General features: G+C 60.4%; 23 protein-coding genes, 2 pseudogenes and 1 other annotated feature. Of the genes and pseudogenes, 11 read left to right on the top strand and 14 right to left on the bottom strand.

Annotated elements, in window-relative coordinates; all coding sequences use genetic code 11:
* Window positions 1-255: 255 nt before the first annotated feature.
* Window positions 256-1,495, top strand: a pseudogene (locus tag U4Y88_RS28920) (IS3 family transposase).
* Window positions 558-674 (top strand) — a sequence feature (AL1L pseudoknot). (Overlaps the previous pseudogene by 117 nt.)
* Window positions 1,496-1,988: 493 nt before the next feature.
* Here the strand turns inward: U4Y88_RS28920 and tnpC are convergent.
* From tnpC to U4Y88_RS28980, 12 genes are all read right to left on the bottom strand, one after another.
* Window positions 1,989-3,578 (bottom strand): IS66 family transposase, encoded by a 1,590-nt coding sequence (gene tnpC / locus U4Y88_RS28925; RefSeq protein ID WP_321788002.1) that lies wholly within the window; start codon window positions 3,576-3,578, stop codon window positions 1,989-1,991.
* A 51-nt stretch (window positions 3,579-3,629) separates the two neighbouring features.
* Complete coding sequence (gene tnpB / locus U4Y88_RS28930) at window positions 3,630-3,977, bottom strand: IS66 family insertion sequence element accessory protein TnpB (protein ID WP_321788004.1); 348 nt, start codon at window positions 3,975-3,977, stop codon at window positions 3,630-3,632.
* Window positions 3,974-4,438 (bottom strand): IS66-like element accessory protein TnpA, encoded by a 465-nt coding sequence (gene tnpA, locus U4Y88_RS28935; protein ID WP_321788006.1) that lies wholly within the window; start codon window positions 4,436-4,438, stop codon window positions 3,974-3,976. Before tnpA ends, tnpB begins: the two co-directional genes overlap by 4 nt.
* 264 nt (window positions 4,439-4,702) lie before the next feature.
* Window positions 4,703-5,602, bottom strand: coding sequence for an alpha/beta hydrolase (locus U4Y88_RS28940; RefSeq protein WP_321788008.1), 900 nt, complete (start codon window positions 5,600-5,602; stop codon window positions 4,703-4,705).
* Window positions 5,603-5,621: 19 nt separating this feature from the next.
* The gene (locus tag U4Y88_RS28945) at window positions 5,622-6,512 is read right to left on the bottom strand and encodes an alpha/beta hydrolase (protein ID WP_321788010.1); all 891 of its coding nucleotides are present in this window, start codon (window positions 6,510-6,512) and stop codon (window positions 5,622-5,624) included.
* A gap of 45 nt (window positions 6,513-6,557) precedes the next feature.
* Complete coding sequence (locus tag U4Y88_RS28950) at window positions 6,558-7,349, bottom strand: substrate-binding domain-containing protein (protein WP_321788011.1); 792 nt, start codon at window positions 7,347-7,349, stop codon at window positions 6,558-6,560.
* 64 nt (window positions 7,350-7,413) lie between these two features.
* Window positions 7,414-8,352 carry an SMP-30/gluconolactonase/LRE family protein gene (locus U4Y88_RS28955; protein ID WP_321788013.1) on the bottom strand — a complete coding sequence of 313 codons (939 nt, stop codon included), beginning with the start codon at window positions 8,350-8,352 and terminating at the stop codon, window positions 7,414-7,416.
* A complete protein-coding gene (locus U4Y88_RS28960) occupies window positions 8,349-9,647 on the bottom strand; it encodes an MFS transporter (RefSeq protein ID WP_321788015.1) in 1,299 nt (432 codons plus the stop codon). The genes U4Y88_RS28955 and U4Y88_RS28960 overlap by 4 nt, the downstream gene beginning before the upstream one ends.
* A 14-nt stretch (window positions 9,648-9,661) precedes the next feature.
* Entirely contained in the window at window positions 9,662-10,498 is an 837-nt protein-coding gene (locus U4Y88_RS28965; RefSeq protein ID WP_321788017.1) for an amidohydrolase family protein, read from the bottom strand.
* On the bottom strand, window positions 10,498-11,331 hold the full coding sequence (locus U4Y88_RS28970) for an SDR family NAD(P)-dependent oxidoreductase (protein ID WP_321788019.1): 834 nt from the start codon (window positions 11,329-11,331) through the stop codon (window positions 10,498-10,500). The genes U4Y88_RS28965 and U4Y88_RS28970 overlap by 1 nt, the downstream gene beginning before the upstream one ends.
* 14 nt (window positions 11,332-11,345) lie before the next feature.
* A complete protein-coding gene (locus tag U4Y88_RS28975) occupies window positions 11,346-11,900 on the bottom strand; it encodes a carboxymuconolactone decarboxylase family protein (protein ID WP_321788021.1) in 555 nt (184 codons plus the stop codon).
* Window positions 11,901-11,923: 23 nt separating this feature from the next.
* Window positions 11,924-13,228 carry a cation:dicarboxylate symporter family transporter gene (locus tag U4Y88_RS28980; RefSeq protein WP_321788023.1) on the bottom strand — a complete coding sequence of 435 codons (1,305 nt, stop codon included), beginning with the start codon at window positions 13,226-13,228 and terminating at the stop codon, window positions 11,924-11,926.
* 178 nt (window positions 13,229-13,406) lie between these two features.
* Between U4Y88_RS28980 and U4Y88_RS28985 the strand changes: the two genes are divergently transcribed.
* Entirely contained in the window at window positions 13,407-14,393 is a 987-nt protein-coding gene (locus U4Y88_RS28985; protein WP_321788025.1) for a LysR family transcriptional regulator, read from the top strand.
* Between the two features lie 152 nt (window positions 14,394-14,545).
* Here the strand turns inward: U4Y88_RS28985 and U4Y88_RS28990 are convergent, their stop codons facing one another.
* Window positions 14,546-15,583 (bottom strand): LacI family DNA-binding transcriptional regulator, encoded by a 1,038-nt coding sequence (locus tag U4Y88_RS28990; RefSeq protein ID WP_321788027.1) that lies wholly within the window; start codon window positions 15,581-15,583, stop codon window positions 14,546-14,548.
* A gap of 131 nt (window positions 15,584-15,714) precedes the next feature.
* Between U4Y88_RS28990 and U4Y88_RS28995 the strand changes: the two genes are divergently transcribed.
* From U4Y88_RS28995 to U4Y88_RS29015, 5 genes are all read left to right on the top strand, one after another.
* A complete protein-coding gene (locus U4Y88_RS28995; protein ID WP_321788029.1) occupies window positions 15,715-16,776 on the top strand; it encodes a sugar ABC transporter substrate-binding protein in 1,062 nt (353 codons plus the stop codon).
* A gap of 359 nt (window positions 16,777-17,135) precedes the next feature.
* Window positions 17,136-17,447: a MocE family 2Fe-2S type ferredoxin gene (locus U4Y88_RS29000; protein WP_321788031.1), complete on the top strand. Its 312-nt coding sequence runs from the start codon at window positions 17,136-17,138 to the stop codon at window positions 17,445-17,447.
* Between the two features lie 24 nt (window positions 17,448-17,471).
* On the top strand, window positions 17,472-18,476 hold the full coding sequence (locus tag U4Y88_RS29005; RefSeq protein ID WP_321788033.1) for a sterol desaturase family protein: 1,005 nt from the start codon (window positions 17,472-17,474) through the stop codon (window positions 18,474-18,476).
* 37 nt (window positions 18,477-18,513) lie between these two features.
* A complete protein-coding gene (locus U4Y88_RS29010) occupies window positions 18,514-19,743 on the top strand; it encodes an NAD(P)/FAD-dependent oxidoreductase (protein ID WP_321788363.1) in 1,230 nt (409 codons plus the stop codon).
* Window positions 19,740-20,579 carry a sugar phosphate isomerase/epimerase gene (locus U4Y88_RS29015; RefSeq protein WP_321788035.1) on the top strand — a complete coding sequence of 280 codons (840 nt, stop codon included), beginning with the start codon at window positions 19,740-19,742 and terminating at the stop codon, window positions 20,577-20,579. The genes U4Y88_RS29010 and U4Y88_RS29015 overlap by 4 nt, the downstream gene beginning before the upstream one ends.
* 138 nt (window positions 20,580-20,717) lie before the next feature.
* Here the strand turns inward: U4Y88_RS29015 and U4Y88_RS29020 are convergent, their stop codons facing one another.
* Window positions 20,718-22,103 (bottom strand): PLP-dependent aminotransferase family protein, encoded by a 1,386-nt coding sequence (locus U4Y88_RS29020; protein WP_321788037.1) that lies wholly within the window; start codon window positions 22,101-22,103, stop codon window positions 20,718-20,720.
* Between the two features lie 164 nt (window positions 22,104-22,267).
* Here U4Y88_RS29020 and U4Y88_RS29025 point away from each other — a divergent pair, with 164 nt between their 5' ends.
* The 4 genes and pseudogenes from U4Y88_RS29025 (at window position 22,268) to U4Y88_RS29040 (ending at window position 26,430) form a co-directional block, all read left to right on the top strand.
* Entirely contained in the window at window positions 22,268-23,554 is a 1,287-nt protein-coding gene (locus tag U4Y88_RS29025) for a hydroxymethylglutaryl-CoA reductase, degradative (RefSeq protein WP_321788038.1), read from the top strand.
* Entirely contained in the window at window positions 23,547-24,497 is a 951-nt protein-coding gene (locus U4Y88_RS29030; RefSeq protein WP_321788040.1) for a hydroxymethylglutaryl-CoA lyase, read from the top strand. The genes U4Y88_RS29025 and U4Y88_RS29030 overlap by 8 nt, the downstream gene beginning before the upstream one ends.
* Before the next feature lie 56 nt (window positions 24,498-24,553).
* A complete protein-coding gene (locus U4Y88_RS29035) occupies window positions 24,554-25,051 on the top strand; it encodes a hypothetical protein (RefSeq protein WP_321788042.1) in 498 nt (165 codons plus the stop codon).
* A pseudogene (locus U4Y88_RS29040) lies at window positions 25,048-26,430 on the top strand (tripartite tricarboxylate transporter permease). The gene U4Y88_RS29035 and the pseudogene U4Y88_RS29040 overlap by 4 nt, the downstream one beginning before the upstream one ends.
* Window positions 26,431-26,631 lie beyond the last annotated feature (201 nt).

Genomic DNA, 26,631 nt, shown 5'->3' on the forward strand with positions numbered 1-26,631 from the left:
CCGCGTCGCGGCGATCGTAATCGACCGGCGATTTCGGTTGACTGCGGTGGAAGTCAGTCAGTCCGAATTCGCCCTGCATACTGACTGGTCAGGCTGTCAAGCATGGCGTCGAGTGCTTTGAGCTCCTCTGCCAGCGTCAGCCAACATTTCGCCAGCAAACGTAGTGTGGTCGTGAGCGTTTGCAACATTGGCATTTTGAACCGCCCCGGAAATGTAGGAGACTTTGGATCTTGGCTGTAACAGGAGATTTGAAGTATGGAAAACGAAAGCAAGGTAAGGAAGCCCACCGGGACGCGGTATTCGGATGAGGTTCGTGAGCGGGCGGTCCGGATGGTCTTCGAGCACCAACACGAATATGAGACGCAGGGGGCGGCGATCCGCTCGATCGCCTCGAAGATGGGGATGTCGCGTGAGACGCTTCGCAACTGGATCATTCAGGCTGAGCGTGATCGTGGCCAACGATCGGGGGCGACGACTTCCGAGCTGGCGCGCCTGAAGGAACTGGAGCGCGAGAACCGCGAATTGCGCACGGCCAACGAGATTCTTCGCAAGGCCTCGGCGTATTTCGCGCAGGCGGAGCTCGACCGCCGATCAAAGCCATGATTGCGTTCATCGACGAGCATCGCGACGTCTACGGTGTCGAGCCGATCTGCCGCCTGCTGCCGATCGCGCCGTCGACGTATTACCGGCACGCCGGACGGCGCAGCGATCCGGAGCAATGGCCAGCGCGAGCGCGTCGCGATGCTCAACTGAAGGTCCTCATCCGGGCGGTGTGGGACGAGAACTTTGGCGTGTATGGTGTGCGCAAGGTCTGGCGCCAGTTGCTGCGCGATGGCGTGAAGGTCGCGCGCTGCATGGTTGCGCGCCTGATGAACGCGATGGGCCTCGAAGGTGTGCGGCGTGGGCGCCGGATCAGGACAACGCAGCGCGACGATGCGGTGCCGTGCCCGCTGGACCGGGTCAAGCGTCAGTTCCGGGCCGATCGGCCCAACGCGCTGTGGGTCGCGGATTTTACCTATTGCTGGACATGGTCTGGCTTTGTGTATGTGGCTTCGTGACCGACGTGTTTGCGCGGCGTATTGTCGGTTGGCGCGTGTCAGCCTCGATGCGAACTGACTTCGTGCTGGACGCGCTGAACCAGGCGTTACACGATCGCCAGCCGGCGCCCGGGCTCATCCATCATAGCGATCACGGGTCGCAATATCTCAGCATTCGGTACACCGAACGTTTGGTGGATGCTGGCGTGCAACCGTCGGCCGGAAGTGTTGGCGATTCGTACGACAATGCGCTGGCCGAGACGATCAATGGACTGTACAAGGCCGAAGTCGTGCATCGGCGCGCATGGCGTACGCTCCAGGATGTCGAACTTGCAACGCTCGAATGGGTTCACTGGTACAACCACCATCGGCTGCTCAGCCCGCTTGGGTACGTATCGCCGGCAGAAGCAGAGGAAGTCTACAATCGGAACCTGGCGCTCCCCGCTCGCGCGGCGTAGCGCCAAACTCGGCGGTCTCCGACAAACCCGGCGCGGTTCATTTTGCCCAACGAGCGAAGTCGGGCGCAACCCTCAACGCATTCTGCAGCCTTCGCTTTCAGAAGGCGCTCACGGACTTCGTGGGGGGCGCTCACGAGCAAGGCCCGTAACTGGTTGATAGGCTGCATCTTCGCCTTCACCGCGATGCGCCTAGCAACGCAGACCGCTCGCATCGCCTCGGCGGCACCGGACTGCTCCTTTGGAATAGCCGTAGCTCTCCCCGAAAGGACCGCAAGTGCAACACCAAGGCAGTTCGGCCGGTCCCAACACTTGTCAGATCGGTCCGACGTTCGGAAGGGATCTTAGACTGAGTATCCCAACAATTTCCACGCCGACTCATGCTCTGCCTGATTCGATAGCGCCACAACCGTTGATGGAACTTCCGGCGGGCATATTGAGTAAGCATTCGATCTGCACCGTCGCAAATTGTGTTGACGCGCGAGACGGTCGGCGGCTAGCGAACGGGATCGATGTGTGAGGCGGCGGGCAGCAGAGGAGCGACGTTCCAGGGTAGCAGTTCATCGATTCGATTCGCCGGATGATCGGCAATGCGCTCGATGATGTAATGCAGGTAGGCTTCGGGATCAATGCCGTTCAGGCGGGCAGAACCGATCAGACTGTACATCGCAGCCGCACGTTCGCCGCCTGAGTCCGCACCGGCAAATAAAAAATTCCGCCTTCCGATTGCTACACCGCGCAATGCGCGCTCGGCAATCAGATTGTCAATCTCGGCCTGACCGTTGCTGCAGTAATAAACCAGCGCCGGCCAGCGATTCAGAGAATACTGGATCGCTTTGGTGGTATCCGATTTCGCGGAGAGTGTGAGAAGCGTCGCCTCGAACCACCGCTTCATGTCTTCAAGCAGCGGCACAGCCCTCTCCTGGCGAACGCGCTGTCGTTCTTCAGGCGGCTTGCCGCGGATGTGCTCTTCGATGCGATAGAGTGCGCCGATGCGCTCAAGTGCCTCGCTGGTGATTGGCGATGCCCGAACAGCATGCAGATCATGTAACTTTCGACGTGCATGCGCCATGCACGCTGCTTCGTGAATCTGACCGCCCAGGTACAGATCCGCATAACCGGCGAAGGCGTCTGCCTGCAGTACGCCCGTGAAGTTGGCAAGGTGACGCTGTGGATGTTCGCCGCGACGATCCGGTGAATAGGCAAACCAGACCGCCGGCGCTTCCTCCGAACCACTGGGCCGACCATCGCGCACATACACCCAGAGCCGGCCGGTCTTTGTTCTGCCATTGCCCGGCGCAAGCACCGGCAGCGGGGTGTCGTCGGCGTGAACCTTGGTGCCACCAAGCGCGTGGCGGCGCACCGCATCGACCAGAGGGTTGAGCAGCCATGTCAGACTGCCCAGCCAGTGGCCCATGGTGCCCGGTTCGATCTCAACGCCGTCGCGCGCGTACATGACGGACTGGCGATAGAACGGAATGTGGTACGCGAACTTCGATGTCGTGATGTGGGCGAGCAAAGCCGGACCCGGCAGGCCGCGATCGATCGGGCGGCTTGGCGCTGCGGCCTGCACGATACAGTCGCAGCACGAACAGGCGAATTTGGGACGACGATGACGGATCACGCGGAAGTGTGCGCGTACGTATTCGAGCTGCTCGGATACGTCTTCGCCCAGCTGTTTGAGCACGCCGCCGCATCCCGGGCAGTGTTCCTCGATGGGTTGATACACACGCTCTTCGCGTTCGAGGTGATCGGGCAGCGGTTTGCGACAGGCAATCTCACGACGTTGCTGCGCCTTCTTTGCGTCAGCCTGGGCAGCCGCACCTTCGTCGGCCTGCAGATCCTCAAGCCGCAGTTCAAGCTGTTCGATCTGACAATCGAGTTTCTCTGACTTGCGACCGAACTGCATGCGGCGCAGTTTGGCGAGCATCAGCTTCAGATGTTCGATCTCGATCACGCGGGAGCTGAGTTGGTCCTGCAATTCAACGACCCGCCGCGCGTTTGCATGAGCCGACGCCGCATGTGCGCGCACCAGCGCCTTCAGCGCATCAACGTCGTCGGGCAGGTCGGCATCGGTCAGATCCATGGCCATAGTTTACGACCTTCTGCCGCATGCGGATCATCGGGTAACAGACGTTTACAAAGCACTACGCGGGCGTGCTGCCTCGACCGGTTGTCGCCAGTCAAACCCCTCGAGCAGGAGCGAGAGCTGAGCGGTGGTCAGCGCCACGACGCCAGCGTCGGCACGAGGCCATGCAAAACGCCCCTTCTCAAGACGCTTCGCAAATAAACATAGGCCACCATCGCTCCAGTACAACGCCTTCAGAAGATCACCACGACGTCCCCTGAAGATAAAAACATGCCCGCCGAAGGGATCCTTCTCAAGCACCGTCTGTACCTTTGCAGCAAGCGAATTGAAGCCGGAGCGCATGTCAGTGACGCCAGCTGCGATCCAGATCCGTGTGTTTGCCGGCATACCGATCATCGGAGAATCCGCTCGAGGACCAGACGCAATATCGTCGCGTCGGGCACGCCTTCTATCCGGACCGAAGTATTGCCATGCTGAAGCTGAATGCTGCCGTTTGTAGCCACCGGAGGTATCGGCACGTCCGTCGCCTCCAGCGCATGGCCGGCCGGTCGATCGGACTGACCATCTACAACGACAGGCAACATGGTCTCCGTCTGCGCATCTTCGACCAACAGACCCTGAGCGTACAGTTTGCGCCAGGCCCACACCTGATTGGCATTGACGTGGTTGTCGCGGGCGACCCGGGCGACCGAGGCGCCGGGTTCAAACGTCTGCTCGACGACCGATCGTTTCCATTCCAATGGATGCCGTCGATTCTGGCGCCTCGCGGGTAACTCGACTGTCTGAGTCACTGTGTCCATTCTCGCTGTTTGTGGACAGAGTCGGTCACTCGTGTCCGTCGCAGCCGATGATTGCATCTTCTACGCAAGGCGGGGAACGGTACAAATCAGATGCTTACCATATTGACCGCCCTGGTCGCTGTGGAACATCAAGCCCGCGTAGACGAAAAAATGCCCGGCACAGCCGGGCGAACGACTCACGAAGACGCGGAACGCGAGCCGACGTGGGTGAAACCCGCCTACTACCCGCTAGCTCCTCCTCGCGATTCGTGGAACCTAGGTACCAGAAGCGCGGATTGAGATGTTCAGATATGAGCTGATCTCAGGCAACGCACTCGCCAGTTATTGCGCGAACTGTTTCCGAGAAAACGCCGCAATCGCGTCCGCCATCGCCTTCGGCTGTTCCGGTGCGAACGCATGGCCAGCGTGCGGAACCACAACCACGGTGACACGATCGCCCACCATTGACTTCAGGACCTGCGAGAAACGCCGCGGCGCAACCGGATCGGCTTCTCCCTGGAGATCAAGAATGGGTGCGCTGCCAGCTGCGAAATAGTCGTCTACCGGCGTTGTCTCGCGCGCGTGCGACTCGGCATCATGCGTGGCCTGATGCCAGCCATCCAGCCAGACACGCGGATCGTTGCCCGGCGCAAAGAACGCCTCCTTCAGGTAAGCAAGACGCGTCGATTCAGGCAAGGAAAGGTCGCCCGCGCCGTCAATCGCCTTGCGCATTTCCGCACTGATGGGCTTCTCTTTCGATCCCGGCGGCACCTTCCCCGCCGACGCCGAAACAAGCACGACACCTTTCACCAGTTCCGGACGGTCGACCGCCAATTGACGCGCCGGGAAATTACCCCAGGCATGCCCCACCACGACAACGGGACCCGCATGCTCCTGCTCGATCACGGCGGCGACATCAGCCGCGAAGTCGTGCATGTTGAGGTTCTCCATCGGCCCTTCGCTTTTGCCGATTCCGCGCGGCTCGGGCCGCAGGACGCGGAACCCGTCGTCCGCGAGCATCTGTGCGACCTGATCGTAATCGCGCGCAGACCGTCCCAACGAAGGCAGGATGACGATAGTCGGCCCCTTACCCTGGCTGAACACCTCCGTGCGCACGTCGCCATGCAGAATGACCGTGTCCTGCACCGCCGCCGGACTACCGTTCGCAAACGCGAACGACGCGACAGCCAACGCGATCAACGCCGCTCCACCCTGCTTCGAAACTTTTACAAACGTACTCATCTCAGGCAATTCCTTTCGATTAATTTGCATAGACACGATGGGCGAACCGCGCGATCGCATCACTCATGGCACGCGGCTGTTCGGGCGCCATCGCATGTCCGGCGTCCGGAACGACTTCCACCGATACGCGCTCGGGCAACATCGTCTTGAACACCCCGCGAACGACAACTGCATCGTATTGGCCTTGCAAGTCGAGGATCGGCACGTTGCCGCCCGCGAAGTAGGCATCGACCGGCGTCACGTCTCGCGCGTGCGCTTCCGCGCGGTGGGTGTCCGGATACCAACCGTTCAGCCAGGCATGAGGATCGTGGCCCGGCGCAAAGAAGGCCTGACGCAGATACTCCAGGCGCTGCGCCTGCGGCAGACTCAAGTCGCCAGACCCGTCGATTGCGTCACGCAAATGCCCATACGGCTTCTCTTTCGAGCCGGGCGGCAACTTGCCCGCTGAAGCGGCGGCCATCACCAGGCCTCGCACGAGATCCGGCCGGTCGACCGCGAGCATTCGCGCGGGCTGGCTGCCCCACGCATGACCGACGACCACGACGGGACCGGTTTTTTCATGGTCGAGAACGGCGGCGACATCGGCGGCAAACGCATGCATGTCGATGTCGCTCATCGGCCCCTTGCTTTCGCCAATACCGCGCGGTTGAGGACGAAGTACGCGAAAGCCATCACTGGCGAGTAGCGCGGCAACGACGTCAAAATCTTCCGCACCCCGACCGAGCGACGGGAGCAGAACAATCACGGGGCCTTTTCCCTGGGCGATGGTTTCGATCTGCACGCCGTCGTATTTGACGAGAAACGTCGCGCGATCACTCACCTGATTCGCCTGCGCAGCACCCACTGCACTGGCCAGCATCACCGCCGCCACGAGGCGGGTGATGCGTTGTCTGGAGATAGTCAATGGCATGGTTTTAACAGTGTTGTCTGAACATTCATTTCAGCAGCAAAGCGCTTATTTCGACGCCGGGATCCCGAGCCCCGTGCTTTCGATGACAGCCTGCGATTCATGGCTCTTCACGAAATCGACGAACTTCTGCGCCTCGGCGCGCTGCGCGGCGTTCTTCGCGATAGCGGCAGAAATCACGCTGACCTTCTGCACTTCGGGCGGCAGCGGGCCCGCGTATTGAATCGCCGGAATCGCACGAAGCTCGCTGATCTGCTGAAGCCCAACATCGGCATCGCCACGCGCCAATGCGTTACCGACCAGCTCCTTACCCTTGATCAGGACGCTCTTTTCCTTCATCTGGTCTGCAATGCCCAGTTTGGTGAACAGCGTACCTGTGATGTAGGTCCCGCTAGCCCCTTCGGAGAACGCAACGGAATGAGCGGCGAGAAGCACGGCCCTTAGCTTGTCCACGGTACTCACGTCAGGGACCGCCAGTCCGGGGCGCACCGCGACGCCCACGCCCGACTCAGCGATATCGGCCTTCGTTTCGGGAGCGAACACGCCGTTTTTAATCTGATTGTCGAGCGCCGCGCCGATCATGAAGCACACATCCATCGGCTCGCCGTGTTCGATGCGCATCGGCAACGCATCGGTCGACGCACCATAGGACGGCCCCCAGGAGATGATCAGGTGATCGCCGGTCTGCTTCTCGAAGGCTGGCACGAGTTGCTTGAATGAGGCGGAAAGCGCGCCGGTCGCGAGCACATGCACATCGGCTGCATTCGCGGCCTGGCTGACGACGGCGGGGACCAGCAATGCGGCCGCGCACATTGATACGTATAACTTACTGAGTGTCATAAACACTGTCTCCTTGAGTATTTGACTTATTGTCGATTGAAGCTACAACGAAACCGCGCAGAAACTACACTGCCCCCCTTGTATTCACATACAAGGCATAGAGCGACGAAGTCGACGCCATGAAGAGGCGATTCTTGTGACGCCCTCCGAAACACAGATTCGCGCAGCGTTCGGGAAGCGCGACGTGGCCGATCGCCTTGCCGTCCGGTGCAAAAATGCGCACGCCGTCCAGCTCATCGCTGCCGGTTCCCCAACCACACCAGAGGTTTCCGTCGACATCTACCCGGAAGCCGTCGGGCGTGCCGTCCTGCGCATCGATTAACACGCGGCCGTTCTTCAGCACCCGGCGCTCGTGCACGTCGAACGCCATGATCGTGCGCGGCCGCGCACGGGACGCAACGACATACAACGTCCGCTCATCGGGAGAAAACGCCAGGCCGTTCGGCCCTTCGACATCGCCCATCACACACTCGACGACACCGCTCTGCGGATCGACGCGATAGATGTTCGCCGGCAGGTCCGGCGTGGACACCTGCCCCATGTAGTCGCTGACAAGACCAAACGGCGGGTCCGTGAACCAGACCGCGCCATCGCTCGCCACGACGACGTCGTTGGGCGAGTTGAGCGGCTTGCCGTCGTACCTGTCTGCGATCACCGTGATGCTCCCGTCGTACTCGGTACGAGTGACGCGTCGGGCGCCGTGTTCGCATGCGATGAGGCGCCCCTCGCGATCGCGAGTCAAACCGTTGGCCTTGTCGGACGGATAGCGCCATGTCGCGACCTGCCCGCTCGCCTCGTCCCAACGCAGGATCCGCTCGTTGGGCAGGTCTGTCCAGTAGAGCGCGCCGGCGTCACCGAACCAGACCGGTCCTTCGGCCCATCGGCAGCCGGTCCATAGCCGCTCAACTCGAGCATGCGCCAGACGGTAATGTTCGAAGCGCGGGTCGAGAATCCGCACAGCGGGATCAGGGGTTCGCAGGCTGGGCTGCCATACGTCGTTCATGCTTTTTTCTCCTGCGTCAATACACTGAGTACGATCGTGAGCACCGTGGCCACTGCGAGCATGGCGCCCATGCCGATCAATCCCGCGTTGAAAGAGCCCGTGACGTCGCGCAACCAGCCGACCATATAAGGTCCGATCAATCCACCCAGACTGCCGACCGCGTTGATCACCGCAAGCCCTCCCGCTGCAGCTTCCCGGCCAAGAAACGTCGAGGGCACACTGTAGAAACACGTTCGCACCGAGGACAAGCCGATCACGGCGACCGTGATGCCGAGCAACGCCGGAACGAGGGACCCGGACGCCACCGAGCAAAAGAAACCGACCGCCGCGATGCCGCAGGTCCATGCGAGGTGCTTCACATAGCGTTGCGAACGCGCGAGGACGCGGCCCCAGATCAGCATGGCCACGCTGCCGACGATATAAGGCAGTGCAGAAAGGAGACCGATCTGAAAATCGGACAGGTGATGTGCTTTCAGAATCGTGGGCAGCCAGACACCGATGCCCAAAATGCCGATGATGTAGCTGAACAGGATGGCCGTGAGCATCCAGACTCGCCAGTCTTTCAAGGCGTTGCCAAAATGCCGTTCCGCATTCCGGGCGCTGCCGCGCGCGATGGCCGCGCACAGCGCTTCACGCTCCTGCGGCGACAGCCAGCGCGCCTTCTCCGGCGAATCGGTAAGCACGTAGAGGCAAAGCAGACCCAGTACGCAGGCCGGCAAGCCCTGGAGAATGAAAAGCCACTGCCAGCCGTGAAGATTCAGCGCGCCGTCGAGTTTGAGCATGGCAATGGACAACGGGCCGCTGAACACCGAGGAAAGCGGCACTGCTGACAGAAACCACGCCATCATGCGCGTCCTGTACTGCGGCGGAAACCAGAGCGTGAGATAGAAGATCACGCCCGGAAAGAATCCGGCCTCGCCTATCCCCGCGAGCATCCGCAATGCGGCGTAGCTCGCCGGACCGCGCGCGAGACTCGTGGCGGCGGCGAAAACGCCCCACGTAATCATGATGCGTGCGAGCCACCGTCTTGCGCCGAACTTGTAGAGCGCAAGATTGCTCGGCACTTCGAAGACGCAATAACCGACGTAGAATATGCCAGCAGCAAAACCGAACTGCGACGCCGTGAGTCCCAAGTCCCGGTTCATCGTCAATGCGGCAAAGCCGACATTGGTGCGATCGAGATAATTGATGAAATACGCCAACGCGAGCAGCGGAATGAACCGCCACGCAGCCTTTCTACAAGCTGCGCTTTCCGCGTTGTACGTCGTCTCCTGAATCATTGTCGTCGTGCGCATGATGATCGTGACAGTCAGCCATACAAGCGAAGCGGATTGCGGACGAGGACGTCATGCGCCGCTTCCGGGTTGCTGCACACCGATTCGATGAACGCGAGCAATTTTGCGTCGTCCGGCACATCGCCCTGAATGTTGGGATGCGGCCAGTCACTGCCCCAGATGGCTCGATCAGGAGCGGCGGCAAGCAGATCGCGCACCAGCGGGACCGCATCCGGCCACGGGTGGGCGGAATTACTCATCATGCGGTCAACGCCCGACAGCTTGATCCAGCGACGTTCGTTTTGCAGATGCGCATGCAGGGCCCAGAGCTGCTCGCGCTGTACGCTGTCGTTGCTGTCCACGCCGTCGGGACGCCCCATGTGATCGACAACGAGCACCGTCTCCAGCGAGCGCCATTCGTTCAGCACGGGCAGCACCTGCGCGAGCCGGCCGTGTAGCAAGACGTGCCAGCCCAGTTCCCCGACGCGCTCAGCCTGCGATCTCAGCCGGCCGAGATCAACCTCGGCCGCAAGATGCCCCATGAAGTTGAAGCGGATTCCGCGAACGCCCCCTTCGTGCAGCGCGTGCAACTGGTCATCAGTTTCCGATCCGTCCAGCAGCGCGACACCGCGATAACGCCCACCGGTCTGGACGATTGCATCGAGAAGCGCCGAATGGTCACTCTGATAGCACGCCGCCTGCACCAGGACGCCGCGCGAGATGCCGAGCTCGCGGTGAACGTCGAGCAGGCTGGACATTGGGGCGGCGCCCGGCCGGTAGACCGCGTCGGCGGGCAGCGGGAATGCATCCCAGGGCCCGTAGATGTGGGTATGGCAGTCCCACCGCGCGTTATCAAGCTCGACGTGCGACATCAATCACACCGCGCGGTCATGCCGCCGTCCACCACAATTTCCGTGGCCGTCACGAAACGCGACTCGTCGGATGCCAGATACAGTGCCGCGTTTGCCGTGTCCCGGCCGTCGCCCATGAAGCCCAGCGGAATGCGCGCGACACGGCTTTCCAGCAACTTGTCGACATTGCCACCCGTGCGCTGGCCAGCCAGCCGCACTTCGACCATCGGCGTGTGCAACTGGCCAGGCACCACTGTGTTCACGCGGATGCCCTTCTTCGCGTACTCGACCGCGACCACCTTCGAGAGCTGGATCACGCCAGCCTTGCACGCGGCATAGGCAACCTGCGCGGAACCGGTGAAACGAATGCCCGAGGTCGACGCCGTATTAACGATCGAACCGCTACCCTGCTCTTCCATCACAGGCAATACGTGCTTGCAGGTCAGGAACACACTCTTCAGGTTGAAGGCGATCTGTTTGTCCCACGCTTCTTCGGATAACGAAACGGGTCCACCGGCCGCGGAACCGCCCACGTTATTCACCAGTACGTCGATCCGGCCGTACGTCGCCTTGCAAACAGCCACCATCTCTTCGACAGCGCTCGAATCCGTCACGTCGCAACCGTACGCAACAATCTCGCCGCCTGCCTCCTTGACGCGCCGGATCGTCTCTTCCATGGCCTCAACGTTCTTGTCGACAGCGAAGATCTTCGCCCCCGCCTGCGCGAACAGCACGGCCACCGCTCGACCGTTGCCCCAGCCCGGGCCCACGCAACCCGCGCCCGTCACAATGGCGACCTTTCCTTGCAGACGTCCTGCGTTGACGTTCTGAACAGTGCTATGAGTTGATTCCACTTTCGTTCCCTACCTTAGACTTGAGGAAGTTCCGGTGCCACGCCAGCCGGCGGCGGCACTTCAAAGACCTTGATCGTCATGGAGATCAGCGTGTAGTAGCCGGCGATTCCCACCAGATCCACCACCGCCTGTTCGCCCAATGCGCTCACGAGATCGGCGTACAGCGCGTCTTCGATGCGATGGTTTTCGTGCAACTGGATCACGAACGCGTGAACCAAGGCTTCGTCCTCGCTGGCGAAGGGCGGCGGCACGCCATCGCGAATCGCATCGATAACCTCGATGGACAGGCCGGCCTCCAGCGCGAACGGCTTGTGCGCCGCCCACTCGTATTCCGCCAGCCAATGCCGCCCCATCGAGAGAATCACAAGCTCCGAAAGCCGAGCCGGCAAGCTACTGTCGTAGCGGCAGTAGCGACCCAGCGCCTGCGCACAATTGGCGAGTTGCGGACGATGCAGCCAGACCGCGAGCGGGCCGCGCACGCCTTTGCGCGGGCCGTTGGCAATCTCCTCGTAGACCGCGCGTTGCTCGGCGGTCATCGTGTCCGGATCGGGAGCGGAAATGCGTGCCATGAAACTCACCTTCGAATAAGAATTTATTGATGTCGAACGACGCGCTCGCTCGTTCCCGACTGACGCGAACGTTGCTTGAGGCGCGGCGCGTGTCCCGTTTCGCGTTCGAATGCCGACGCATCGAACAGCCCTTCCCAACGGGCCACCGTAAAGACGGCGATCGTATTGCCGACGATATTGGTCAGTGCGTTGGCCGTTGCCATGATCCGGTCGATACCGAAGAGCAAACCCAGCCCGCCAATCGGCAAGGTGCGCATCGACTGCAAGGTCGCTGCGAGTTTTACGAACGCGCCGCCCGCCACCGTGGTGCCGCCCTTCGACGTCAGGCTCAACACTGCCAGCAGTCCGAGTTGTTGCATGAGCGAGAAAGGTGTGTCGGTTGCCTGCGCGATGAAGCCGATGGCAATCGCCATATAAATCGCCGTACCGTCGAGATTGAAGCTATAGCCCGCAGGTAACACGAATCCGACAACGAGCTCGTCGCAGCCCGCGCGTTTGAGCTTTTCAACGAGACGCGGAAAGACCACTTCGCTCGACGCGGTGCCAAAGGTCAGCAGAATCTCGTCGCGAATCAGGCGTAACACGCCGACAAACGACAGCCCGATCGACCAGCAGATGGCGCCCAGCACACCGAACACGAAGATCGCGCACGCCGCGTAATAAACGACGATCACCTTCGCGAGATACAACAACGTGCCGCCGCCATAACTGCCAATCGCAGCAGTCATCGCGCCGAACGCCCCAAGCGGAGCGAGCCGCATGATGAACGCGAGCATGCGAAACAGGACGGTTTGCGCTTCGTCGATACCACGCAGCAGTACCGAATCGGCTCCTACCGAGACATTGAGCGCGAGCCCGGCGAGAATCGAAATAATGAGCACCTGGACAATATCGCCCTTGGCGAACGCGTCGACGAGCGTGTGCGGAATCAGGCTCAACAGATAGGAGACGGCAGAAATATGGCCGGCATCCGCCGTGCTTTTAAGGGCATCTGCACTTTCCGCAATGTTGGTTGCGTGCAGGCCGGCGCCCGGCGCGAAGACGTTGACCATCACGAAGCCAACGATCATGGCGAGGGTGCTGACGACTTCGAAATAGACCAGTGACTTGACGCCCATGCGCCCCAGCGTTTTCAGATCTTTGACGTGCGCCATACCCTGCACGAGCGTGCAGAAGATGATCGGCGCCAGCATCATCTTGAGGAGTGCAATAAAGCCCGTACCCAGCGGTTTCATCGCGATGGCCCAGTCGGGCTTGAGCGTCCCCAATACGATGGCCGCAAGAAGGCCAATCAGTACCTGGACATGCAACTGCCTTAGACGCTTCATTTTGTCTCCTGCAACCCTTAGGGCTGACGATTTGAATTGGGTTGCCCGGCTGCGCCTGAGCGACAGCGTATGAATCTTTGGCTCCGTCTTGTTCCAGAAGCATAGGAGAGACGCCAGGGCTTGACAAAGACCTTGTAAATATACAAAGCTATGCCACTACGGCATAGGACGGCTCACGATGGACATTCGCGAACTGAAGAGCTTCATCCACGTCGCGCGGGCAGGCAGTTTCAGCCGGGCCGCGTCGGAGTTGTATATCGCGCAACCAGCGTTAAGTCGTCAGATTGCGAAGCTCGAAGAGGAAATGAGTGTGCCCTTGCTGATCCGGCATGGGCGTGGCGTGCGATTGACTGCCGCAGGGGCACGGTTGCTGGAGCGCGCGGAAATGATCACCCAGATGATGAGTGACACGGGTGACCACGTGCGGGCCAGCCCCGATGAGGATCGCGGCTATCTGGCGGTCGGGCTTCCGCCCACATTGGGCGCGCTGATTGGCGCTGAGCTCATTCGCGAGTTCCGCGCGGCCTTTCCGCGCGTCTCCCTGCATATCCGCGAAGGCCAAAGCAGTTCACTTCAGGAATGGGTGGCCGACCGTCGGGTAGATATGGCGGTTGTCTACAACCAGCCGCCGCTTGATGCGTTCGAAGTGAAACCGCTATTCAGCGAACCGATGATTTTGATTGCTCCGCCCGGATCGACTTTGGCCAAGCGGCAGTTGCAAATCCGCGATCTCGCTGCAATTCCGCTGATTTTGCCGGGTTTGCCCCATAGTAACCGCCGCTTGATCGAGCATGCCGCAGTACAAAATGGGGTCCGCTTACGCATCGCGTTAGAGGTCGATAGCGTGGCGTTGACGAAACAGCTCGTCAAGGACGGCGTCGGGCATTCGATACTGACTTATGTGGCGATTCGCGACGAGGTTGCGCGCGGCGACTTTATCGCGATCAATATAGGACGCCCTGCAATTCGTTCGACGGTAGCGATAACCACTTTGCGCGAAAGCGCACCTTCAAGGTTCGCAGTGGCGTGGGAGAAAATGCTGCGAAGAAAGCTTGCAGATTTCATGAGCCACGAAGAATGGAAAGTAGACATCACGTGGCTCGATACGGCGGCCAATGCCCCTGAAACGAACGCGCGAAGATCCAACCGCGCCCCCATCGAATAGCTGCCAGCGCTCCAGAGCGACGACTGGTGCCCCATCCGTCTGGACACGGGCTAATGACGGAACCTCGCCCCACTGGGCTAACCCTGCCGCTTGATTGCGATAGATCAGCGTCGTGAGCACAAACAATCTCTGCGCCAGCTAAACGCAGTTCATCAGAGAACAACCGGTAGATTTTCGCGCATATAGATGGAAATGGGCGTCTGCAAAGGCAGCCCCGACGGCGTGCCCCGCTTATAGTAACCCAATATGACTTCGACCGCGCGCACGGCCTCTACGAACGGACTTTGATCGAGCACCGCGTCCATCACGCCGTCAATCAGCAGCGCGCGGCTCACGGCCGTGAGTTCATGGCCGACCAACACTGTCTGCTGGGTGCGCTTCGTCGCTTTGAGTGCGCTCGCCACGCCTTCATCTCCAACAGAAAGATTATAGATACCACGCAGTTCGGGATATTTTGCAATTGCATCGCGTGTAAGTCGCTCAGTCGAACGCGCATCTTCGCGGCTTTCAACCGTCGCGACTACGTCGCATGCGGGAAAGCGTCGACGCAGCACCGAGCGGAACGCGCCATCGCGCTCCTCGTGGCCTAAGTATGTACGCAGTCCCGCGATCACGATAACCTGGCCACCTTCGCGACCGACGAAGCGCCCCATCAATTCGCCTGCGATACGCCCCGCGCAACGGTTATCGATACCGACATATGCCATGCGCCCACTATCCGGCAGATCGCTCGCTAGCGTCACCACCGGCATCCTTTTGGCAATGCGCGAAACCGCATCGACCACGAGTGGATGCTCGTAAGCCACAACAATCATTGCATCGGCCTTCTGCGCAGCACGCTCAATGACCCTCGCGACCGAATGCGGTTCAAGGTCTTCGAAGAACGTAACTGCACATAGCACGCGATTCGTCTCGAATGACTTTTGCGCAAGTTCGAATCCATGTTGCAGCGCAGCATAATATGGAGACGCAGCGGCTGGACTTTGGGTGACGATTGCGATGCGCAGCCATCGCACCGAGACCTCATGCAGCGCCCGATCGATCTTGAGGGTGCGTGCCGCCTCTAACACGCTTGCCTCCTTGGCACGCGATACCCCACCCCGCCCGTTCAACACGCGTTCAACTGTGGCATAGCTGACCCCCGCGGCTTTCGCAACGTCCCCTATGGTCGGCTTTCTTCTCGCTGTCATGCATACCTCGTGATCGAGGAAACTGATGAAACTTCCTCAATTTATCGATTGGGCGATGGATCTCCTTCAACTACATTCTATTCGTCATTCGCACAATGACGGCACACGATAAATCAACAGGAGACAGCATCATGGACACGAACGGTTCAGGCCAGGCCCGGCGCGCCCTCGCCGCGCTCTCAGCAATAGCGACCGTCGCACTCATCAGTGCAATAGGCGTTTTCAGTCCGACCACCGCAATGGCGCAAGAGCGTTTCGTGATGGTCAGCCACGGCTCGGACTCGAACGTCTGGTGGAACACTGTCAAGAACGGCATGCGTGACGCAAGCGAAGACTTCAACGTGCCAGTCGATTACCGCAATCCGCCCACGGGCGACACCGGCGACATGGTTCGCATTCTCGAACAGGCCGCCGCGCGCAACTACGCGGGCGTGATCACGACCGTGCCGAACTTCGAGATGATCCAGAAAGGCCTGGGCGGCGTGAAAGCCAAACACATTCCATTAATCACGATCAACGGCGGCCCTGCCGACGGCATGAAACTCGGCGCGATCCTGCATGTTGGCCAGCCCGAGTATGAGGCCGGCAAGGCTGCAGGCGAGCGCGCGAAAGCCGCCGGCATCCACAACTTCCTGTGCGTCAACCACGGCGCCGATATTCAGGCGCTGTGGGATCGCTGCAAGGGTTTTGCCGACGCCATAGGTGCAGACTACAAGAAGTCGACGATGGACAGTGGCGAAGACCCGACCATAATCCAGAGCAAAGTGGCCGCGTATCTGCGCTCGCATCCCGATACGCAGGCGATTCTGGCACTCGGCCCCGATCAGGCTATGGGCGTGCTGCGTGGGGTAAATGACGCAGGCAAGGCCGGCAAGCTCTACCTCGCGACCTTCGATCTCTCGCCCGATATTCTCAAGGCGATCCAGTCCGGGCAGATCGCCTTTGCAATCGATCAACAGCCGTATTTGCAGGGTTATCTGTCGGTGGCCGCAATGGCGATTGCTGTGCGTGACAAGACCAACGATCCGGCACATATCGTTGCCGCACTTAAGAGCGAGAAGAAGGTCGCCGCACGGCTCGACAAGTATGGTCTTAAGCCCGTCTATACCGGCTCCACTGTAAGTTCCGGCCCTAGCTTCGTCACGCGCGAGAATCTCGCCGTGGTTCAGCAGTATGCGGGATCGTATCGCTAGAAGACTTGTATCAGGGAATGCAAGCGGACTGGCCCAAGATCTACGACTTGCATATCCCGTCGCGATGTCAAATTCGGCTTCATAGGTTACTAAATATCCGGCATCTCCACCTGCCGGAGCTTGCCACTGGTCTTTCGGTGGGCGATATGGGCGAAAGCCCATATCGATATTTCCCTCACGGTCACGGCTGAATGTCAAACCACGCTCGAAAAACCAGAGAAAGAAAGCATGCTCGGATAGACGCCGCCGTAAAAAATGACTCGAAGAACTCTGGAATTTCGCGATCGAGGTTCAGGAAACCAGATTGAGTACATTCATGGCGTTGAAGTTATACGTATCGAATCAGAAAGGAGACGAACATGACCGAATGGGTTCGCGTCTGTAGCGCAGAAGATCTTGAACAGGAAGATGTCAAACGGTTCGACCATGCGGGACGCACATTCGCTGTCTACCGAGGTCCTGACGATGAGTTCTACTGTACGGATGGTCTGTGTACGCACGAAGCCGTACACCTCGCCGATGGCTTCGTAATGGATTTTGTTGTCGAGTGCCCCAAGCACCAGGGGGAATTCGACTACAGAACTGGTGAAACCGTGCGCATGCCGCCGTGCAAAAACCTGAAAACGTATCGGGCACGTGTCGAGAACGACGTCGTATTTATCGAACTATAAGTATCGTTACGGATGGTAAGCCATATGGACGACCTGCAATTTGGAAAACGCAACAAACGCGGCGACTGGGCACCGAACACCCCCCTAGACTCGGCTCCGCTCTGGACTCGGCCTCAAAGCGTTTCACGGGTCGCAGGATGGATCAAAGGATACATCTGGCCATGGAACCTGTTCTTCTTGCTGACAGCTGCACTTTGGTGGAATTTTGTGCTTCCGGGCATGAGCGCCATGCGGGTGCTTGACTGGACATGGACGATCAGGCTTCTCGTTGCGAACTGGGTCGGAATATTCCTGTTTTACAGTGCGTTTGAATTGCGATATTACGTGTTGCGCATTCAGGAAAATCGATTCAAGTACAACGGTAAATTTCCTTCCGAACAGCCATCGGATGTATTCTGGTTTAGGAATCAGAATATTGACAATTTTATTCGTAGCCTTTTTATTAGCGTTCCGATCGGAACCGCAATAGAAATCTTCGCTCTTTGGTCGTTCTCAAACGGTTTCGTGCCCCACGTATCGTGGATTGATCACCCAGTCTATCTGGCGTGCCTGGTACTGCTTGCACCAGCGCTTCATGAAGTCCACTTTTTTGCGATTCATCGAATTCTGCATTGGAGCCCACTCTATCGCTTTGTTCACTCGGTTCATCACAATTCGACCAATCCATCGCCGTGGTCGTCCATGTCCATGCACCCGGTTGAGTCAATGCTGTACTTTGGCGTTGCCCTATGGTGTCTGATAATCCCGTCGCATCCGTTCATCGCGGTGTATCTCGTTCACATCGCCGGCTTCGGCGCAATTGTCGGGCACATCGGATTTGACCAGCTCAAAATAACCGATCGTTCCGCCATGAGCAGTCACGCCTATGCTCACTATCTGCATCATAAGTATTTCGAAGTCAACTATAGCGACAATGGAACCTTCCCGCTCGACCAGCTATTCGGCTCCTGGCACGATGGCTCGCCAGAAGGAGACCGGCTAATGCGCGAACGTTTCGAGAAGAAAAAGCGGCGCCTGAACGCAACCTGACAGTTATTGGAGACCCACGATGAGTCGCGTTGAAAGGATGGTTATTGTAGGAGGAGGACAGTGTGGTGCGCGAGCCGCGCACGCTCTGAGAGCAAATGGATGGAGTGGAGAGATAACACTAATTGGTAGCGAGCGAGCACTACCTTACGAGCGGCCTCCTCTTTCGAAGTCGGTTCTTACCAGACAGTCCAGTACAGCTGAGTGTTGCCTGTATGGCGAGTCATTCTACAGAGATCAATGTATCGAGACTCGCGTAGGAACAAGTGTTGTCGCTCTTGACCGTCTCCGGAAGACGGTTCGCCTGGACGATGACCAGACCGTTGAATTCTCGAAGCTCCTTCTTGCGACAGGCGCTACGCCCCGCATGCTTCGCGTCCCCGGTTGTACCCTGGAAGGCGTGCACACCTTGCGCACAGAGCTTGACGCTGAAGCAATCTCGCGAACGCTAGTCACCGGAAAGCGTATAGCGATCATAGGGGCCGGCTTCATAGGGCTTGAGGTCGCGGCATCTGCCATTGCGATGGGCTGTGAAGTCCTGGTGCTCGAAGCCGCGCCGCGTGCGCTCATGCGAGCAGTGCCAGGACCAGTAGCAGAGCGGATTGTCACCCTGCACCGATCGATGGGCGTTGATTTCCGCTTCGGCACAGGCATCGTCCGATTCGTCGGCGACCGAGCTGTTCGTGGCGTGGAACTGAACGATGGGGAGTTGATCACGTGCGACGCGGTCGTCGTTGGCATTGGTGTTACGCCTAACACCGCGCTAGCGGCTGAGGCAGGCCTTGATATTTCGGACGGAATTGTTGTTGATGCACACTTGCGCACCAAGGACGAATCGATCTTTGCCGCGGGCGACGCCTGTTCATTCCACCACGCTTTGTTCGAGCAGCACATGCGCCTGGAGTGCTGGAAGAATGCTAACGACCACGCGCGCATCGCAGCGTTAAACATGTTAGGACATCATGAAACTGTACTCGACGTGCCATGGTTTTGGTCTGACCATTACGATATAACGGTGCAGATTGCTGGCGTACCTTCGCTGGGGGCCAGCACGGTCATACGGGAGATTGGACAATCGTCACACATCTACTTTGCGATCTCTGCCGACGGAGTTCTGGTGGGAGCGAGCGGCGTGGGCTCGTTGTCCGATATCGCTAAAGACATCAGGGTTTCGCAGGAACTGATCGCGAAACAACTACGAGTATCGCCCATGGCGCTGATGGACCGGACGGTCAAGCTGCGCTCGCTCCTCGTCGCGGAAAAGCTATGAGCCAGCAACTCCTCGTCTTCCAGTCCCTGTGGGCCATGGAGCGCCGGAATACAGATGGGTGGGAGCGCTCGCTCGAAGAGAACGTGCAGATGATTGCGGACGCCGGCTTCGACGGTGTAAGCGCACACTGCACGAATCGCGAAGACTACCGGCGACTCGCCGAACTACGTGCCCAATTCGGGCTCGATGCAGAAGGACAATGCTTTCCAGCCACGGTTGACGATCTTCAACCGGTTCTGGAAATCGCCACCGAGTTCGGACTCCATCACCTCGATATCCAGCCGGATGTTCGCCTGCGTAACATCAAGGAATGCATCAAGATCCTCGATGGATGGCAGCGGCTCGCAGAACAGGTCGACTTCCCTGTCTACATTGAAACGCATCGGGACAGGATGACGACTGATCTTCATTTCACCCTGGATCTACTTGATGAACGCCCCAATCTGAGGTTGCTTGCTGATCTTTCGCACTACCTCGTCGGTCGTGAATTCGCCTGGCCGGTATCCGATGAGAATCACGCCCTAATTCACAGGATACTCGATAACTCCTGGGCTCTCCACGGCCGGGTCGCCAGTCGCGAGCAGGTTCAGATTGAGATTTCTTTTGAACCACATCGAATCTGGGTCGATCTGTTTCTTGAGTGGTGGAGATATGGCTTTGCATCCTGGCGTCGAAGGGCCGGTGAAGACGAATCGCTCGCGTTCGTCTGCGAACTTGGACCAAAGCCTTACGCGATAATCGGTCGCGATGGCAATGACACGATCGATCGCTGGCTGGAGTCTTTGATGATGCGGGACTGGGTACGAAAATTATGGAACTCGCGGAATGAACCGTGAATCCGATTTTGATCTTCGCGTCCGACGCACTTGGTAGCCGAACGCCCATAGAATAGCGTTCATAGCAGCGCGCGGAGCATTACAACATTTAGTTTCAGCATATTACTGGATTGGCACAAACCCCTTTCACCTTGGTGTCTAAAGAACAGAAGCGAGTGCGCGGCTCAGGCGCTTGTCGGCGAGATAGCCGACATTGAAACGGCACCAGGGCGACGGCCCCGCCAGATTCGGTGAAAATACGGCACCGGGAGCGAGAATCACGCCTTGTTCGAAAATCGCCTTGGCGAGTTTCATCGAATCGTCCCAGCCGGGCAGCGCCGCCCACAAATACAGGCTCTGCTCGCTCTCTCGATAAATCGTCGCGCCGATCCTGCGCAGCGTATGAATCGCCGCGTCGGTGGCACGTCGCAACTTTTCCTGGAGATGATTGGTGTGGCGCAGAAAGTGTCCGTCGCTGACAATGGCGTCGATCGTGCGTTCACAGTACTCCGAACTACTGACGTGGGTGAGCATCTTGATGTCAGCGAGATCACTGGCCAGCGCCGCATTACATGCGAGAAAGCCCACGCGCAAAGCCGCCGAGACCGACTTGGAAAAGCTGCCGATATAAATAGTGCGCCTAAGCTGGTCGAGCGTCGCGATGCGCGTGAGCGAGCGCGGGCGCAAATCGGCAAGCGCATCGTCCTCCACGATCATGAGATCGTGCGCTTCGGCCAGTTGCAGGATGCGATGCGCTTTCGCCGCACTCGTGTCGGTCGCAGTCGGATTGTGGCTCACGGACTGCGTGAAAAACAGCTTGGGCCGCAACGCGACGATGAGTTCCTCCAGCTTCAGTACATTGGGGCCGTCGATTTCACGCGGCACGCCGACAATATTCGCACCACTGAGCTTGAGCTTGCCGAACAGCGGGTAATATCCGGGATCGTCGACCAGCACCGTATCGCCGGGCTGCACGAAATAGCGCAGCACAAGATCCATTGCCTGGTTCGCGCCGTGCGTGAGGACAATCTGCGTGGCGGGCGCGCCGATCTCGTAGCCCGCCAGCTTTTGCTGCAAGGACTGGCGCAGCGGCAGGTAGCCAAATCGGCTGCCGTAGCGAAACAGCGAGGCCACGCCGGTGCGCACCACGCGCTGGTGATACTGGTCTAGACGCGTCTCTTCTAGCCAGTCGATCGGGGGAAAGCCTTCGCCCAGATTGAGCACGTCGGGCTTCACCTGCAACTGCTCACGCATGAGCCAGACGATATCCATGGCACGGTCGAGTGAGGTCGATTCATCCACTTCGCTCACGACCGGTGCGCGGCGCGTGACGAAGAAACCCGACCCGCGCCGCGGCTCGATCAGGCCGTTTGCCGTAAGCAGTTCGAACGCGCTAATCACCGTGTTCTTCGAGCAGCCGTTCGCATCAGCGTATTCCCTGATGGAAGGCAGTTTCGCGCCCGGCGCCAGCAGACCCTCCTCGATCTGTCTGGCGAGATTGTCCGCCATAGAGCCTGAGCGACTGCCTTTCGCGCGCAGATTCATCGTTGTTGCTCCGGATAGTTAGAAACTGTTCTAGGTACAGTTGATGGACTGTCGCGCCGAACTGTGCCTTCTAAATGGGTACAGTGTGCCTATTATTCGTCCATCCACAGACAGCCGCAAGCGCGGACACCTTCGCGCGGCGGCGCATCACCTAAGGACGAACCATGACGATTTCCTCGGCACTTCCGAACTTCCGCTCGCTATCGCCCGAACAGCGTCTCGCGCATCTGGGCCAGACGCTGGGACTCGACGACCGCGAATATGCACAGCTCGCGAAGCCCGGCGCACTGCCCATCGAGACCGCCAACGGCATGATCGAAAACGTGATCGGCACCTTTGAATTGCCGCTCGCCGTGGCCGGTCATTTCCAGATCAACGGCCAGGACGTGATCGTGCCGATGGCGGTCGAAGAACCGTCGATCGTTGCGGCTGCATCGTTCATGGCGAAGCTCGCACGCGAGTCGGGCGGCTTCGTCACGTCGAGCACCGGGCCGCTTATGCGCGCCCAGGTCCAGGTAGTGAATGTGAGCGACCCGTATGGTGCACGCCTGTCGATCCTCAAGCACAAGGACGAGCTGCTCGAACTCGCGAATGCACGCGACAAGGTACTGATCGGTCTGGGCGGTGGCTGCCGCGACATCGAGGTACACGTGTTCCCCGACACGCCGCGCGGAGCGATGGTGGTCGCGCATCTGATCGTCGATGTGCGCGACGCGATGGGCGCAAACACGGTCAACACGATGGCCGAGACGGTCGCGCCACGCATCGAAGCCATTACAGGCGGCAAGGTGCGACTGCGCATCCTCTCGAATCTCGCCGATCTGCGCGTCGCGCGCGCCCAGGTGCGCTACGCGCCGCAGACGCTCGCGACGAAGGAATACTCGGGCGAGGAAGTAATCGACGGCGTGATCGACGCGTATCTGTTCGCAGCCACCGACCCGTACCGCGCGGCCACGCACAACAAGGGCATCATGAACGGCATCGATCCCGTGATCGTGGCGACCGGCAACGACTGGCGCGCCGTCGAGGCCGGCGCCCACGCGTTCGCGAGCCGCAGCGGACGCTATACCTCACTCACGACGTGGGAGAAGGCGCAGAACGGCGATCTCGTCGGTACCATCGAGCTGCCGATGCCGGTCGGGCTAGTCGGCGGCGCGACGAAGACTCACCCGCTCGCGCGCCTCGCGCTCAAGATCATGGGCGTGCGCTCGGCGCAGGAACTCGGCGAAATCGCCGCCGCAGTCGGACTCGCGCAGAACATGGGCGCGCTGCGTGCGCTCGCGACCGAGGGCATCCAGCGCGGTCACATGGCGCTGCACGCGCGCAATATCGCGCTGGTCGCAGGTGCAAGCGGTACCGACATCGACTGGGTCGTGAAGAAGATGATTGAAGCGAAGGACGTGCGCACCGACTTCGCGATTGCGCAGCTCGCGGGGCCGCGCGATGCGTGAGGACGGCACCTCGGCCGCCTTACCCGCATCGGTGCGCATCGTCGAGGTCGGCCCGCGCGACGGCCTGCAGAACGAGGCGGCGTTGGTCGCTACGGCCGACAAGATCGCCTTGATCGAGCGGCTCGCCAACGCAGGCCTCGCGCATATCGAGGCGGCCGCGTTCGTCTCGCCGCGCTGGGTTCCTCAGATGGCCGACGGCGCCCAGGTACTGGGCGGCATCGAGCGGCGCAAGGGCGTCACGTACTCGGCGCTGGTGCCCAACGCACAGGGACTCGACGCGGCGCTCGGCGCGCGCGTCAGCGAGATCGCGGTGTTCGCGGCGGCCTCGGAGTCGTTTTCGCGCAAGAACATCAACTGCTCTATCGACGAAAGCCTCATGCGCTTCGAGCCCGTGATCGAACATGCGCGTCAAGCGGGAATACCGGTGCGCGGCTACGTTTCCTGTGTGCTCGGCTGTCCGTTCGAAGGCGAGATCGCGCCCGAGGCCGTCGCCTCGGTAGCGGCGCAGCTCTATCGGATGGGCTGCCACGAGATCAGTCTCGGCGATACGATCGGCACGGGCACGCCGCTGAAGACGCAGCGACTGATCGCGGCATGCGCGCACGATGTGCCGCTCGAGCGGCTCGCCGGGCACTTCCACGACACCTGGGGCATGGCCGCTTCGAACGTCTACGCAGCGCTTGAATCCGGCGTGTCGGTGTTCGACGCGTCGGTGGGCGGGCTGGGCGGTTGTCCGTATTCGCCGGGCGCGAGCGGCAACGTCGCGACCGAGGACCTGGTCTGGCTCTGCGAAGGGCTGGGCATCGAAACGGGTGTCGATCTCGCCGCACTGGTCGAGACTGGCGCCTGGATCTGCGCTGCGCTCGGCAGGCCGAATGCGTCACGCACGTCGCGCGCATGGCAGGCACGCGCCGCGCGTCTGGCAGCGGAGAGCGCACTGTAGCGCTCGCCGCCTACCCACTCAAGCCAATATATCCACTCCAGTACTGGAGGAGACACATGAAACACGACAGGCAAACCGGCGCGCCAGCGTCGGCGCATCTATCCGCGGACGGCACCAGCACACTCATCGAAGTCTGGGGTGATACGGTCGACGTGCGCCATCTCGCGTGTTCGGTCGTGCTCGGCATCGCGATCAGCCTCGTGGCTTTCGAGGCGGGCCACGCCGTGCTCGCCTCTTTCATCCACGATGCCGCCATCGCGCGCGCCGACGGCATGCTGGTCGGCCTTGGGGGCTGCCTGCTCGCCGGCGCACTCTGCGCGCGGCTGTTCAAGCCCAAGCGCGTCGTGGTCGAGCGCGCCTCCGACGACACCGAGCGCCTGCGCGTGCTTGCTCAACTCGCTGCGGAGCCTGGCGGACTGGGCACGCTCGCGGACCTGAACAACAGCACCCGCGCGGAGCTGGCCGAACTCGGCCTGCTCGATTTGTTCACCGCGTATGAAGCGCGGGCGGCGCAGGATGCGCACGCCACTCACCTCCAACCGGGAGCGCGATGATGACACTGCTCCAGAATCCGTGGTTCGTGACCGCCGCAATGGGTCTGATCGGCGCGCTCGTTTTCGCGGGCGTGGGCCTCATCTCGGGCACCGACGAAACCACCACCATTGCGCCGCTCACCCTGCTCGTCGCGCTGCTTGGTGTGCCGCCCGCCGGCGTCTTCACATTCTTTCTCGCGGGCGCGGTCTCGAAACACATGACCCATGCGATCCCGACCGCCTTGCTCGGCATTCCCGGTGACACGATGGCCGCACCGCTGCTCCAGCAGGCCACACTGCTGCGCGCGCTCGGCGTGCCGCATATCGCGCTGCGCAAGATGATTTCCGGCGCACTCGTCGCGGCGTTCGTGGCGCTGCCGCTCGCGGTGCTGTTCGCCGTGCTGCTCGCGCCGTTCGGCAGCGTCATCGCGAAAGCAGCACCATGGGTCTTTCTGTGCGCGGCCATCGGCATTGCGTGGCTTTCCGCAGGGCGCTGGGCGAGCGTCGCGCTGCTCGTGCCGTTCGTGCTGCTGATCCTCGGCTTACAGGCGCTCACGGGCCGGTATGGCGTAAAGCTGAGCGTGAGCTATTTCCTCGGCATCGCCATCGGGCCGCTGGTCGCGGATCTATTCCTGATACTCGCGCCCGCCGGACGCACGCAGATGCGTCGCACAGGCCCGGCCGAGTTTTCGCTCGCGCCTGACGTCAAAGGCTGGAGCGGCTACTTCCCGAATCCGCTCAAGGTGCTCGACCGCCAGCAGACGGCGTGGACAGTGGCTACCGCAGCAGTCTCCAGCGCGACCTTCGTTTTCAGTCCGGTGGCGATGACTGTGGTGATGGGCGAACTCGTCGGCGCGCGCATTCGTCATGCGTATCAGCGGCTCACGACCGTGATCGCCGCGCGTAACGGCGTGACGGAGGCCACTTATATCGCCGAGGCGCTGATTCCGCTGATCGCGTTCGGCTTGCCACTGAGCCCAGTCGCCGCCGGGCCCGCGGCGCCGCTGTTCAACGCGCCGCCGCGCTTTACCGTTGATGCCGCGACGGGCCATATCGACAATCTCCATACGCTGCTTTCCGGCGCGCAATTCTTCTAGTATGGGCTGCTGTCAATTGCGATCGCCGCGCTCGTGGCCTATCCGCTCGCGATGAATTACGCACATCGCGCGGCGTCGTTCGTGGCACGCAAGCTCAGTCACGAGGCGATCATCGCGACCTTCGCGGGGCTGATCGTCGTCATCAGTGTCTGGGAGGGGCAACTTCTGGGACTCGCTGTGATTCTGACGGTTGGTCTCGTCGGCGGCCTGCTCGCGCGCCTGTTCGCGTTCAATGCAGGCGTGCAGTTCATGGGCTACTACGTCGCAGTGCTCAGCGTGCCCGCCATCAGCAAGATGTTCTGAGCGCACCGCGTCAACCGATGTCCGAAAGACTTCATGACCGATACCACCGTTGCTCATACTGGACTGCACTTCGCCGAATCACCCATGCAAGGTCCGGACGGCCGGCTGTACGTGTCCGACTTTTACGCGCACGAGGTACGGCGTATCGATCCTCAAAGCTGAGAAGCAGCTTTCATAAGACAGATTGCCCAACGCCACCAC

This window comes from Paraburkholderia sp. J94 (assembly GCF_905220285.1).
GTDB lineage: Bacteria > Pseudomonadota > Gammaproteobacteria > Burkholderiales > Burkholderiaceae > Paraburkholderia > Paraburkholderia tropica_A.